At 60.1% G+C, this 14133-nt stretch carries 11 protein-coding genes; 9 read left to right on the forward strand and 2 right to left on the reverse strand.

Annotated elements, in window-relative coordinates; all coding sequences use genetic code 11:
* The first annotated feature begins 35 nt into the window (after positions 1–35).
* The 9 genes from ACYZTU_RS14005 (at position 36) to ACYZTU_RS14045 (ending at position 11896) form a co-directional block, all read left to right on the forward strand.
* Positions 36–3809, forward strand: a complete 3774-nt coding sequence (locus tag ACYZTU_RS14005; RefSeq protein WP_461963561.1) for a nitrate reductase subunit alpha — start codon at positions 36–38, stop codon at positions 3807–3809.
* A gap of 1 nt (position 3810) precedes the next feature.
* On the forward strand, positions 3811–5349 hold the full coding sequence (gene narH, locus ACYZTU_RS14010) for a nitrate reductase subunit beta (RefSeq protein ID WP_461963563.1): 1539 nt from the start codon (positions 3811–3813) through the stop codon (positions 5347–5349).
* A gap of 2 nt (positions 5350–5351) precedes the next feature.
* On the forward strand, positions 5352–6107 hold the full coding sequence (gene narJ, locus ACYZTU_RS14015) for a nitrate reductase molybdenum cofactor assembly chaperone (RefSeq protein ID WP_461963566.1): 756 nt from the start codon (positions 5352–5354) through the stop codon (positions 6105–6107).
* Positions 6100–6780, forward strand: a complete 681-nt coding sequence (gene narI / locus ACYZTU_RS14020) for a respiratory nitrate reductase subunit gamma (RefSeq protein ID WP_461963569.1) — start codon at positions 6100–6102, stop codon at positions 6778–6780. The genes narJ and narI overlap by 8 nt, the downstream gene beginning before the upstream one ends.
* A gap of 10 nt (positions 6781–6790) precedes the next feature.
* Complete coding sequence (locus ACYZTU_RS14025) at positions 6791–7750, forward strand: peptidylprolyl isomerase (protein WP_461963571.1); 960 nt, start codon at positions 6791–6793, stop codon at positions 7748–7750.
* A gap of 24 nt (positions 7751–7774) precedes the next feature.
* Positions 7775–8767, forward strand: coding sequence for a GTP 3',8-cyclase MoaA (gene moaA / locus ACYZTU_RS14030; protein ID WP_461963573.1), 993 nt, complete (start codon positions 7775–7777; stop codon positions 8765–8767).
* A 221-nt stretch (positions 8768–8988) separates the two neighbouring features.
* Entirely contained in the window at positions 8989–11004 is a 2016-nt protein-coding gene (locus ACYZTU_RS14035) for a ribonucleoside triphosphate reductase (protein WP_461963575.1), read from the forward strand.
* 32 nt (positions 11005–11036) lie between these two features.
* Positions 11037–11204 carry an anaerobic ribonucleoside-triphosphate reductase gene (gene nrdD / locus ACYZTU_RS14040; protein ID WP_017338867.1) on the forward strand — a complete coding sequence of 56 codons (168 nt, stop codon included), beginning with the start codon at positions 11037–11039 and terminating at the stop codon, positions 11202–11204.
* Entirely contained in the window at positions 11201–11896 is a 696-nt protein-coding gene (locus ACYZTU_RS14045; RefSeq protein WP_461963578.1) for an anaerobic ribonucleoside-triphosphate reductase activating protein, read from the forward strand. The genes nrdD and ACYZTU_RS14045 overlap by 4 nt, the downstream gene beginning before the upstream one ends.
* A 1-nt stretch (position 11897) precedes the next feature.
* On the opposite strand, the gene ACYZTU_RS14050 is transcribed toward ACYZTU_RS14045, so the two are convergent.
* Together ACYZTU_RS14050 and ACYZTU_RS14055 are read right to left on the reverse strand one after the other, a co-directional pair.
* A complete protein-coding gene (locus tag ACYZTU_RS14050; RefSeq protein ID WP_461963581.1) occupies positions 11898–13277 on the reverse strand; it encodes a 4Fe-4S binding protein in 1380 nt (459 codons plus the stop codon).
* Positions 13265–14119, reverse strand: coding sequence for an FTR1 family iron permease (locus ACYZTU_RS14055; protein ID WP_461963584.1), 855 nt, complete (start codon positions 14117–14119; stop codon positions 13265–13267). The genes ACYZTU_RS14050 and ACYZTU_RS14055 overlap by 13 nt, the downstream gene beginning before the upstream one ends.
* Between the last annotated feature and the right edge of the window lie 14 nt (positions 14120–14133).

Genomic DNA, 14133 nt, shown 5'->3' on the forward strand with positions numbered 1-14133 from the left:
ACAGAACCCCGCAGCAAGCCTGAGAGGACTACACCGTGAGTCATTTACTGGATCAACTGAAGTTTTTCAATCGCAAGCAAAACGAGTTTTCCGACGGTCATGGCGAGACCCGCAAAGAGTCTCGCGACTGGGAGAACGTCTACCGTTCGCGCTGGCAGTACGACAAGATCGTGCGTTCCACCCACGGGGTGAACTGCACCGGTTCCTGCTCGTGGAAAATCTACGTCAAGAACGGCCTGATCACCTGGGAAACCCAGCAGACCGACTACCCGCGTACCCGTAACGATCTGCCTAACCATGAGCCCCGTGGCTGTCCCCGTGGAGCCAGTTACAGCTGGTACATCTACAGCGCCAACCGGCTCAAGTACCCGAAAATCCGCAAGCCTTTGCTTAAACTCTGGCGCGATGCGCGGCAGACCATGGCGCCGGTCGAAGCCTGGGCCAGCATCGTCGAGGACAAGGTCAAGGCCGACTCCTATAAAAGCAAGCGCGGCATGGGTGGTTTCATTCGCTCCAATTGGGAGGAAGTCAACGAGATCATCGCTGCCGCCAACGTTTATACGATCAAGCAGTATGGCCCCGACCGGATCGTCGGTTTCTCGCCGATCCCGGCCATGTCGATGGTCAGCTATGCCGCGGGTTCACGTTATCTGTCGCTGATCGGCGGCGCCTGCCTGAGTTTCTACGACTGGTACTGCGACTTGCCACCGGCCTCGCCGATGGTCTGGGGCGAGCAGACCGACGTGCCGGAATCGGCCGACTGGTACAACTCCAACTACATCATTGCCTGGGGCTCCAACGTCCCGCAGACCCGCACCCCGGATGCGCACTTCTTTACCGAAGTCCGTTACAAGGGCACCAAGACGGTCGCGATCACCCCGGACTACTCGGAAGTCGCCAAGCTCACCGATCTGTGGCTGAACCCCAAGCAGGGCACCGATGCGGCGCTGGCCCAAGCGTTCAACCATGTGATCTTCAAAGAATTCCACCTGGACAAACCGAGCGCCTATTTCACCGATTACGCCAAGCGCTTCACCGATTTGCCGGTGCTGGTGCTACTCAAACAAATGGTCGACAAGGCACCGGGCGCCGGTTATCAGCCGGACCGCTTCTTGCGCGCCAGTGACCTGACCGACAACCTCGGCCAGGAAAACAATCCGGAATGGAAAACCATCGCCCTCGATGTCAGCGGCGAACTGGTGTCCCCTCAGGGTTCCATCGGCTATCGCTGGGGCGAGAAGGGCAAGTGGAACATCCTTCCCCGTGAAGGCGGCGAAGGCCGTGAGATCGATCTGAAGCTGAGCCTGATCGGCGATGACGTCGCCGAAGTGGCGTTCCCGTATTTTGCCGGCGAGTCCCATGAGCACTTCCAGCACGTGGCCGGCGATGCCGTGCAATACCGCCGCGTGCCAGTGCATAACGTGGTGCTGGCGGACGGCAGCGTGGCCAAAGTCGCCACCGTGTTTGACCTGTCGGCCGCCAACCTGGCCATCGATCGCGGCCTCGGTGGCGAAAACGTCGCCAAGGATTACGACGACGCCTCGGTGCCTGGCACTCCAGCCTGGCAGGAGCAGATCACCGGCGTGAGCCGTGAGAAAGCCATCCAGATTGCCCGTGAGTTCGCCGACAACGCCGACAAGACCAAGGGTCGCTCGATGATCATCGTCGGCGCGGCGATGAACCACTGGTACCACATGGACATGAACTACCGCGGGCTGATCAACATGCTCATGCTCTGCGGGTGTGTCGGTCAGACCGGTGGCGGTTGGGCGCATTACGTCGGTCAGGAAAAACTCCGTCCGCAATGCGGCTGGCTGCCCCTGGCGTTCGGCCTGGACTGGAACCGTCCGCCTCGCCAAATGAACGGCACCAGCTTCTTCTACGCCCACAGTTCGCAGTGGCGTCACGAGAAAATGAGCATGCACGACGTGCTCTCGCCATTGGCCGATAAAACACAATTCCCCGAGCATGCCCTGGACTACAACATCCGCGCCGAACGCGCCGGCTGGTTGCCCAGCGCACCGCAGCTCAACACTAACCCTTTGCACATTTGCCGCGACGCGGCTGCGGCCGGCATGGACCCGAAAGACTACGTGGTCAAGTCGTTGCAGGACGGTTCACTGCGCTTCTCCTGCGAACAGCCAGACAGCCCGGTCAACTTCCCGCGCAACATGTTTATCTGGCGTTCCAACCTGTTGGGCTCCTCGGGCAAGGGCCACGAGTACATGCTCAAGTACCTGCTCGGCACCAAGAACGGGGTGATGAACGAAGACATCGGCCAGGTCGGCGACTGCAAACCCGAAGAAGCCGAATGGGTGGACGAGGGCGCCATCGGCAAGCTCGATCTGGTCACCACGCTGGACTTCCGCATGTCCTCGACCTGCGTCTATTCCGACATTGTGTTGCCGACGGCAACCTGGTACGAAAAAGACGACATGAACACCTCGGACATGCACCCGTTCATTCACCCGTTGTCGGCCGCCATCGACCCGGCATGGGAATCGCGTTCCGACTGGGAAATCTACAAAGGCATCGCCAAGGCGTTTTCCAGCATGTCCGAAGGGCATCTGGGCGTTGAAAAGGACCTGGTGACCATCCCGTTGATGCACGACAGCGTCGGCGAATTGGCCCAACCGTTTGGCGGCACCGACTGGAAAAGCGCCGGCGTGGCACCGGAGCCGGGCAAGAACGCACCGAACCTGCACGTGGTGGAGCGTGACTACCCGAATATCTACAAGCAGTTCTCGTCCCTCGGGCCGTTGCTGGAGAAACACGGCAACGGTGGCAAAGGCATCAACTGGAACACCGAAGACGAAGTGAAATTCCTCGGTGAACTCAATCACAAAGAAGGCGATGCCGGTATCAGCCAGGGTCGGCCGAAAATCGACACGGCCATCGATGCTGCTGAAGTGATTCTGTCCCTCGCGCCGGAAACCAACGGCCAGGTTGCCGTGAAGGCCTGGGCCGCGTTGTCGGAATTCACCGGCATCGACCACAGCCACCTGGCGCTGTCCAAGGCCCACGAAGCGATCCGTTTCCGCGACATTCAGGCGCAGCCGCGCAAGATCATTTCCAGCCCGACCTGGTCGGGCCTCGAAGACGATCACGTCAGCTACAACGCCGGCTACACCAACGTTCACGAAGGGATTCCATGGCGCACCATCACCGGTCGCCAGCAGTTCTATCAGGATCACCCTTGGATGCAGGCGTTCGGCGAGCAACTGATGAGTTATCGGCCGCCGGTCAACACCCGCACCATCGAAGGGGTGAAAGGCAAGCGCAGCAACGGCGAGATCGAAATCGTCCTGAACTGGATCACCCCGCACCAGAAATGGGGCATCCACAGCACCTACAGCGACAACTTGCTGATGCTCACCCTCAGCCGGGGCGGGCCGATTGTCTGGCTCTCGGAGAACGATGCGAAACGCGCCGGTATCGAGGACAACGACTGGATCGAGTGCTTCAACATCAACGGTGCACTGACCGCCCGCGCGGTGGTCAGCCAACGGGTCAAGGACGGCATGGTGATGATGTACCACGCCCAGGAACGGATCGTTAACGTGCCCGGTTCGGAAACCACTAAGACCCGTGGCGGCCACCACAACTCGGTCACCCGGGTGGTGCTCAAGCCGACCCACATGATCGGCGGCTATGCCCAGCAAGCCTACGGTTTCAACTACTACGGCACGGTCGGTTGCAACCGCGACGAATTTGTCGTGGTGCGCAAAATGTCCAAAGTCGACTGGCTCGATGGTTCGTCCGGCGATGACCTGCCGCGTCCCCTGCCGACCGATATCGAGGAGAACTGAGATGAAGATTCGCTCACAAATCGGCATGGTTCTGAACCTGGACAAGTGCATCGGCTGCCACACCTGTTCGATCACCTGCAAAAACGTCTGGACCAGTCGCGAAGGCATGGAATACGCATGGTTCAACAACGTCGAATCGAAACCCGGGATCGGCTACCCGAAAGAATGGGAAAACCAGGACAAGTGGAAGGGCGGCTGGATCCGCAATGCCAACGGCACAATCAACCCGCGCATTGGCGGCAAATTCCGCGTGTTGGCGAATATTTTCGCCAACCCGGACCTGCCGAGTCTTGACGATTACTACGAACCGTTCGACTTCGACTACCAGCATCTGCACACCGCGCCGCTGGGCGAGCATCAGCCTACCGCGCGCCCGCGTTCGCTGATCTCCGGCAAGCGCATGGAGAAGATCGAGTGGGGTCCGAACTGGGAAGAAATCCTCGGCACCGAATTCGCCAAGCGCCGCAAGGACAAGAACTTCGACAAGATCCAGGCGGACATTTACGGCGAGTACGAAAACACTTTCATGATGTATTTGCCGCGCCTGTGCGAGCACTGCCTCAACCCGACGTGCGCAGCGGCTTGCCCGAGCGGGGCGATCTACAAGCGTGAAGAAGACGGCATCGTCCTGATTGACCAGGAGAAATGCCGTGGCTGGCGGATGTGCATCAGCGGCTGCCCATACAAGAAGATCTATTTCAACTGGAAGAGCGGCAAGTCCGAGAAGTGTATTTTCTGCTACCCGCGCATCGAAGCCGGGCTGCCGACCGTGTGCGCGGAAACCTGTGTCGGGCGTATCCGCTACCTCGGCGTGCTGCTGTATGACGCCGATCGCATCAGCGAAGTGGCGAGCACCGCCAATGAGCAGGATCTGTACGAGAAACAACTGGAGATCTTCCTCGACCCGAACGACCCAGCGGTGATTCGTCAGGCCCTCGAAGACGGGGTTCCGCAGTCGGTGATCGACTCGGCGCAACGTTCGCCGGTCTACAAAATGGCCGTGGACTGGAAACTGGCACTGCCGCTGCACCCGGAATACCGCACCTTGCCGATGGTTTGGTACGTACCGCCGCTGTCACCGATCCAGAACGCTGCCACTGCCGGCACCGTGGGCATGAACGGGGTGATTCCAGACGTCGACAGCCTGCGTATTCCACTGAAGTACTTGGCCAATCTGCTGACGGCGGGTGATGAAAAACCGGTCAAGCGTGCGCTGAAACGCTTGCTGGCGATGCGCGCCTACAAACGTTCCGAGCAAGTTGATGGCGTTCAGGATCTGCAAGTGCTGGCGGATGTCGGCCTGAGCGTGGCCCAGGTCGAGGAGATGTATCGCTACCTGGCGATCGCCAACTATGAAGACCGTTTCGTGGTGCCGAGTGCGCACCGTGAAGACGCCATGAGCGATGCCTTCGCCGAGCGTTCCGGCTGCGGCTTCAGTTTCGGCAGCGGCTGCAGCGGCAGCTCCGACACCAACATGTTTGGCGCCAAGAAAGCCAATCGCCGCGACATCCTGAAAACCGTCCAGTTGTGGGAGGAATGAGCATGCAAATTCTCAAGGTGATTTCGCTGCTGCTCGATTACCCGACCGAGGCGCTGATTGGCGGTCGCGACGAGCTGGAGCAAGCGATCATCCAGTCACGGGAAATCAGCCCTAAACAGCGCGGTGCGTTGTTCGAATTGCTGGAGTTGATCTGCGCCAATGACCTGATGGATGGGCAGGAGCACTACGGTGCGCTGTTCGGTCGGGGGCGCTCGTTGTCGCTGCTGTTGTTCGAACATGTGCACGGTGAATCCCGCGACCGTGGCCAGGCGATGGTCGACATGATGGCGCAATACGAAGCCGCCGGTTTTGCCATCGGCGTCAAGGAGCTGCCGGACTATATCCCGCTGTACCTGGAGTTCCTTTCCACCCGCGAAGACATCGAGGCCCGCGAGGGTCTGGCGGATGTTTCGCACCTGCTGGCCTTGCTCGCGGCACGTCTGGAAGAGCGCGAGAGCGCCTATGCCAGTTGCTTCCGGGCGCTGCTGCAAATTGCCGGGGCCGAGCCCCATCAGGCGGTCGCCGATCTGCGGGCGCAAGTCGCGGCGGAACCTCGCGACGACTCCCTCGAAGCCCTCGACAAGATCTGGGAAGAGGAGGCCGTGGACTTTCTCCAGGCCGAACAGCAGGACCGTTGCAGTTCGCTGCCAAGCGCGCCGGGCAAGGCCCGGGAAGAAAGCGCGGTGCCGTTGCACTGGGTGGATTTTCAGCATGAAGGGCTGGCCGTCGTGCCAGCCAAGGAGGTGGGCAATGTCTAAATGGAACCTGTTGTTGTTCGGGGTATATCCCTACGTGGCCCTGGCGGTTTGCCTGATTGGCAGTTGGGCGCGCTTCGATTTGTCGCAGTACACCTGGAAGGCTGGCTCCAGCCAAATGCTTAATCAGCGCGGCATGCGCGTGGCGAGCAACCTCTTTCACATCGGTGTGTTGTTCGTGCTGGCCGGGCATTTCGTCGGCCTGCTGACCCCAGCGTCGATTTATCACCATGTGATCAGCACTGAGAACAAGCAGTTGCTGGCGATGGTTTCTGGCGGGTTCTTCGGTCTGTTGTGCCTGATTGGCCTGCTGATGCTGGTCAACCGGCGCCTCACCGATCCACGAGTACGCGCCACCTCAAGTCCTTCGGACATCCTGATTCTGCTGGTGCTGCTGGCGCAATTGCTGCTCGGTCTGGCGACGATCGTCGCGTCCACCGGACACATGGACGGTTCGGTGATGGTGATGCTCGCCGATTGGGCGCAGAACACGGTGCTGTTGCGGCCGATGGAAGCAGCGGCGTCTATCGCGCCGGTCGGGATGACCTACAAGTTGCACGTGTTTCTAGGTTTGACCCTGTTTGTGCTGTTCCCCTTCACCCGTCTCGTACACATGATCAGCGCACCGATCTGGTACCTGGGGCGTCGTTATCAAATCGTTCGTCAGAAGTACTGAGGAGACAATCATGTCAGGTGGATGTGGATGTGGTGGCGGCAAAGGGGGCAGCGGTGGCTGCGGTTCTTCCAAAAAAACCGAGGACGTTCTCGACATCGCACCGGCCGCAGAGGCGCAGTTTGAAGCCCTGCCGGTTGAGCCCGCGGCTGCCGATGACGCCCCGACGCAGTTGATCGCCAGCAGTGAACAGGAGTGGCCGATCATCAGCGTCAACGAGGTGTCGATCACCTCGGAGGCGATGGCCCAGGAGCTGCAATATCACCCGGCCGAAAGCCGTGAGGAGGCGGTCTACCTGGCCGCCAGGGCTCTGGTGATCCGCGAGTTGTTGCAGCAGCGCATCACCGAGCTCGGTGTGTCGCTGGAGATTGGCGCCGGTGAGAACGAAGAAGAAGCGGCCACGCGCTTGCTGCTCGAACGTGAGGTGAAAGTGCCTCAGTGCGACGAAGAAACCAGTCTGCGTTACTACGAAAACAATCGCGGGCGCTTCCACAGCGCGCCGTTGCTGGCGGTGCGGCACATCCTGCTCGAATGTGCACCGGACGATGTCGAGGCCCGCGAGCTGGCGCGTGTTCAGGCGGAAATCCTGCTGCAGCGCCTGGAAGAATTCCCTGGCAGTTTCGCCGAGCTGGCCGTGAAATATTCGGCCTGCCCGTCGAAGGCTCAGGGCGGTTCTTTGGGACAAATCAGTAAGGGCCAGACCGTGCCCGAACTGGAACGTCAGCTGTTCACCCTGGCACCGGGCCTGGCGAGCAAACCACTGGAAAGCCGTTACGGCTGGCATGTGGTCAGCGTCGATCAGAGGATCGAAGGCATGCCGTTGCCCTATGAAGTGGTGTCGACGGCGATCCGCACGCAGTTGCAGCAAGGCGTGTGGCAGAAAGCGCTGGTGCAATACCTGCAAACCCTGATCGGAGCGGCGGATATTCGTGGCATCCACTTACAGGGCGCCGACTCACCGCTGGTGCAGTGAGCATTGGGCAAACCGGGAGAAGTGATGAACGTTGTGATGCAGGATGGTTTTGGGCGGCAGATCGATTATCTGCGGATGTCGGTGACGGACCGGTGTGATTTTCGTTGCGTGTATTGCATGGCGAAAAACATGACCTTCCTGCCGCGTCAGCAGGTGCTCACCCTGGAGGAATTGCAGCGCTTGGCGACGCTGTTCGTTGGCCTGGGTGTGCGCAAAATCCGTCTGACTGGCGGCGAGCCACTGATCCGTCCCGGCATTGTCGGACTGTGTCGCAACATCGCCGCGTTGCCCGGTTTGCGCGAACTGGTGATGACCAGCAACGGCTCGCAGTTGGGCCGTCTGGCCCGGCCGTTGGTCGACGCCGGGGTCAAGCGGATGAACATCAGCCTCGATAGCCTTGACGGGCAGAAGTTTCGGGCGATCACCCGTAACGGCGACCTCGATCAGGTGCTCAACGGCATTGAAGCCGCGCGGGACGCGGGCTTCGAACGGATCAAACTCAACTGCGTGGTGATGAAAGGGCGCAACTTCGATGAAGTCCTGGGGTTGGTGCAATACGCCATCGATCAGCGCATCGATATCAGTTTTATTGAGGAAATGCCCTTGGGCGACGTCGGTCGTTCCCGGGGCGAGTCGTTTTGTTCCAGCGAGGAAGTACGGGCGCTGATCGCCAGCCAGCATCGGTTGCTCGACAGTACCGAAAACAGCGGCGGACCGGCGCGCTATGTGCGTCTTGAACGCTATCCTGATACCCGGATCGGTTTCATTTCACCCAACAGCCACAATTTTTGTGGCAGCTGTAATCGGGTGCGAATGACCGTTGAAGGGAAACTGTTGCTGTGTCTGGGCCAGGACGATGCGCTGGATTTGCGGGGATTGCTGCGGCGTTATCCGCTGGATGATCAACCCGTGATTAGCGCTGTCCAGCGGGCGCTACGCGGCAAGCCATTGCGCCACGATTTCAGCCCCGAAGGGGAGGTCCAGATTGTGCGGTTCATGAACATGAGTGGTGGTTGATCCTTGATGTTAATGCCGGTCAGTTCTGGCAGCTACGCGGACCGTAGGGAATATGTGAAGCCAGAGTTTATTAACCCACTGGAATTAGCCGCCGCTGGCGGTTTTTTTTCGCCGACAAACCTTGATATCGATCAATTGCAGATCAGCACTTTGTCCGTAGTCTTCACCGCATGTTGTGTTTGTTTGCAATAAAACATCTATATGTAGTGTCTGGAGGACGAATGCAAAGCACGCTGATCGCAGTAGGAAGTAACCGCTTGCACAAGCGCGATGGCAGCCAAGTCGCCTTCGATGCCGACAAAATCCGTCAGGCATTGATCGCCGCCGGCAAGGCGACGGGGGAGTACGGCGAGGTTGAGGTCGAAGGGTTGCTTCAGGCGGTATTGGCCAGGCTGGAAGGTCTGCCAAGACTGCATGTCGAGCAAATCCAGGACCGTGTTGAACGGGTGTTGATGGACGCCGGTTTTTTCCTCGCCATGCGTGCTTACATCGTCTACCGCGAACAGCACGGGCGCTTGCGTCGTGACCGCCGGACCATGGTCGAAGTGGCGACCTCGATGAACGAGTACCTGGACCGTGAAGACTGGCGGGTCCAGGCCAACGCCAATCAGGGTTATTCACTGGGCGGACTGGTGTTGAACGTGTCGGGCAAGGTCACCGCCAACTATTGGCTGGACGAGGTGTACAGCGAGGCCATCGGCCAGGCCCACCGCGAGGCGGATTTGCATGTGCACGACCTCGACATGCTCGCCGGTTACTGCGCCGGCTGGTCACTGCGCACCCTGTTGCACGAAGGGCTCAATGGTGTGCCGGGGCGAGTCGAAGCCGGTCCGCCGAAGCACTTGAGCAGTGCTTTGGGGCAGATGGTGAATTTCCTCGGCACCCTGCAAAACGAATGGGCGGGCGCCCAGGCGTTCAGCTCGTTCGACACCTACCTGGCGCCCTATGTGCGCAAGGATCAGCTGAGCTATCAGGAGGTGCGCCAGGCGATCCAGGAGTTCATCTACAACCTCAACGTTCCCTCGCGCTGGGGCACTCAGACGCCCTTTACCAACCTGACGTTCGACTGGGTTTGCCCGCAGGATTTGCGCGAGCAGATCCCCATCATCGGCGGTGAGGAAATGCCGTTTGCTTATGGCGACCTGCAAGTTGAAATGGAGCTGCTCAACCGTGCCTACATCGAGGTGATGCAGGCCGGCGATGCGAAAGGGCGGGTGTTCACCTTTCCGATCCCGACCTACAACATCACCCATGACTTTCCGTGGGACAGTGAAAACGCTGACCGTCTGTTCGAGATGACCGCGCGTTACGGCTTGCCGTACTTCCAGAACTTTCTCAATTCGGACCTGCAGCCCAACCAGGTGCGCTCGATGTGCTGCCGTTTGCAGCTGGATGTTCGCGAGTTGCTCAAGCGTGGCGGCGGTTTGTTCGGCTCGGCGGAACAGACTGGATCGCTCGGCGTGGTGACCATCAACTGCGCGCGGTTGGGCTATGTGTTCAAAGGTGATACCAGCGGTTTACTGCAGCGTCTGGACACATTGATGGAACTGGCGATGGAAAGCCTGGAGGTCAAACGCAAGGTGATTCAGCACCATATGGACGCCGGTTTGTACCCTTACACCAAGCGTTACCTCGGAACCCTGCGCAACCATTTTTCCACCATAGGCCTCAACGGCATGCATGAAATGCTGCGCAATTTCACCGGCGACGAGGAGGGCATGCACACCGACCACGGTCGGCAGTTTGCCCTGAAGATGCTGGACCATGTGCGCGCCACGCTGCTGCGTTTTCAAGAAGAAACCGGCCACATGTACAACCTGGAAGCGACGCCCGCCGAGGGCACGACCTACCGCTTTGCCAAGGAAGACCTCAAACGCTACCCCGACATTCTCCAGGCTGGCAGTACGCAAGCGCCGTATTACACCAACTCCTCGCAACTGCCCGTGGGCTACACCGAAGACCCTTTCGAGGCGCTGGAACTTCAAGACGAGCTGCAATGCAAATACACCGGCGGCACGGTTTTGCACCTGTACATGGCCGAGCGGATTTCTTCGACCGAGGCTTGCAAGCAACTGGTGCGCAAGGCCCTTGGGCGCTTCCGCCTGCCTTACCTGACCGTGACCCCTACGTTCTCCATCTGCCCGGTGCACGGCTACCTCGATGGCGAGCATGAGTTCTGCCCCAAGTGCGACGAAGCACTGCTGCTGCAAGAACAGAAAGCCGGCACCGTTCATTGATTTCGATCCACTCAACTGCAAGGAGCTTCACCATGACTGCATCGCAAACATTGCCCCAGGCTCAACGTCAACGCTGCGAAGTCTGGACCCGGGTGATGGGCTATCACCGTCCTGTGTCGGCGTTCAATCCGGGTAAACAGTCGGAGCACCGCGAGCGGGTGCACTTCACTGAAAGCGCGGCGCTGGCCGGGCGCCAATGAGTCGAACGCTTCGGGTCGGGGGCATGGTGCCCCTGACCACTATCGACTATCCGGGACTGCTTGCCTGCGTGTTGTTTTGCCAGGGTTGCGCCTGGCGTTGTCGTTACTGCCACAACCCGCAGTTGATCCCGCCTCGTGGCACAGACGAAGTGGATTGGCGGCGGGTGTTGGCCTTTCTACAACGGCGCCAGGACCTGCTCGATGCCGTGGTGTTCAGTGGTGGAGAGCCAACCTTGCAGGACGGTTTGCTCGGCGCGATGGATGAGGTGCGGGCGATGGGATTTCGCATCGGTTTGCACAGCGCCGGCATCAAACCCGCAGCGTTCGCCAAGGCACTGACCGGGGCCGACTGGGTCGGTTTCGATGTCAAGGCGTTGCCCGAGGATTGCCAGGCCATCACCCGCGTCGAGGGCAGCGGAACCGCTAACTGGCGCAGCCTTGAGCATCTGCTGGCCAGCGGTGTCGACTACGAATGTCGCACCACCGTGCATTGGCATCTGTTCGAGCCGGCGCGTCTGCTGATCCTGGCACAGCGTCTGAACGAGCTCGGCGTCAAACGCTTCGCCGTGCAGCTGGTTCGCACTGAACGGATGTTCGATCCGCTGCTGCCGAGTGTTTCGGCACAAGCCTTGCTACCTGACTTATGGGAGGCCATGCGCGAGCTGTTTCCAGCCTTCGTGTTGCGGGGATAGCTTATACCCAGCCCCAGAATTGCAACCACCAGCCAAATCCCACCATGCCGATGGCCAGTAGCAGGCACAGACTGCCAGACACGGACCGCGCCAGGGAAAGACCTTCGCGGTTCAGCCGTTTCCAACCCAGCAGCAGACTCCAACCCATCGCGGTGATTAACAGACCGGCCCTGGCCGGTTGTACCCATTCCAGCAGCAGACCTTCGTAGCGCAGCAATTTCACCGTTGTGGCCGACAGCCCGAGAAACAACCCGGCACCACCCAGAGGCGTGAGTGTCAGTGCCAGGGGCCAATACAGTCCGCGATTGTGTGCCAGTCGAGCCGTCAGGCGCAGGAGGATCATCAACGCCATGCCCAACACCATTGAACTCAAACTCAAGTAAGCGACGATGCTGAAGCCGTCCAGCCAACTGAAGCTGTCGTTGAGCTGCGGGTAATGGGTGAGCAGCCACCAGGGCGCGTTGTCCTGCAAGGCCCAGAGTTGGTCGTGCTCAACCAGCCATTGGGCGAGGGTTTGCTTAAGGGCGACGAACCATGGACTGACCGTCCACTGAAACGCGCCCATGGCCAGGCCAATCACACCGAACAGCAGTAAGCGCGCGTCCCACGGTGAAAGCGTCTGCGCCGTCGCGTGAAGAATCTCTTGGTTGCTGGAGCGGGCGATCAGCTGAACCGCACTGCGTTGTCCGCTGCAGCGTCCGCAGGCGTGGCAGTCACTCGCGCCTTGCATACGACGGATGTCGAGCAAGGGCGCGCAGTTGGGCGGTGGCAGGCGCGGCGCGACATTTTCCATCCAGCGTTGTTCGTTTACCTGAAAATGCACGGGCGCCAGGCGGGCGAGCAGGGCGAAGACGCCGCTGACCGGGCACAGGTAACGGCACCAGACCCGCTTGCCCCGGGCGAACAGCAACCCGACGACAACCGCCGCGACGGTCGATCCGCCCAGAATCAACAACGCCGCTTGGGCGTAGTCGTAGACGCTGATCAACTGGCCGTAGAGGGTCGTCAGGCAGAACGCCAAGGTTGGCCAGCCGCCCCAGCGCAACCAGCGCGGCACACCCAGGCCTTTGCCGTAATGGCTGGCCCATTCGCTGAGTGAGCCTTCCGGACACAGAACGCCGCACCAGAGTCGGCCGAACAGCACGATCGACAGCAGCACGAACGGCCACCAAATACCCCAGAACAAAAACTGCGCGAACAGGGTCAGGTTGTCGAGCAGCCGTGCCTGGCTGTCCGGGAGCGGCAACAGCGCCGGGATCACCAACAGCAACGCATAGAACAGTACAACGGCCCACTGCACGGCACGAATGACCGGCGCATGGCGACGCATTCCATCGCCCAGGCGCCGCAGCCATCGATTGCGACGACTCAGCTTAGGCATGGGACTTTTTCCGCAGCACGTTGGCGCAGCCAACCGCCGACGGCCAGCCAATAACCTGCCAGCACCAGCAAAGTCATGCCGCTGGGCGTCGCGCGATAACCGGCAAAACCGGCCAGAAAACCGCCCAGCCCATGGCTGTCGCTGAGCAAGGCACTGCTGTCCCAAAGCGTTTCGCCAACGAGGCTGTACATCACTTCCGGCAAATCCAGGGCGAGTAATTGTCCGCCGATTCGCTCAGTTCCGCTGACCAACATTGCCGCGCCGAGCATCAGCAAAACAGCTTCGCTGATGGCAAAGAATCGCTGCCACGAAATAAACCGGCGACTGCTGTGGAGCAGCGCAATCGTCAGCACCGACAACACCAGTCCCAATGCACCGCCGACGGCAAACAAACCAAGCTGCGGACCTCGTAGCTGAGCGCCGGCGCCATAGAGAAAGACTACCGTTTCACTGCCTTCGCGGCTGACGGCGAGCATGGCCAGCAGCAACAGACCTGCGCCACCTTGCCGGGCCAGGTGGCTATCGGCGTGTCGTTGCAAATCGTGCTTGAGCGTGCGCCCGTGACGGTGCATCCAACCGACCATTTGCACGATCAGCAGGCTGGCAACCAACGAGAGTGCGGCCTGGAACCATTCACTGGCTGAGCCGCTCATGGCCTCACCGGCAAACAGAATCAACACCGCCAGCAGGCCCGAAAACATCAACCCCAGCACGACACCGGCCCACAAGTACTTCACCAGTCGATCACCCTGATGCTGCTGGCTGACCCAGGCCTGGAGAATGCCGATCACCAGCAGCGCTTCGACGCTTTCGCGCCAGACAATGAACATTGATTGATTCATGGGAACTCCGTGTT

Source organism: Pseudomonas sp. HLT2-19-2 (assembly GCF_054898005.1).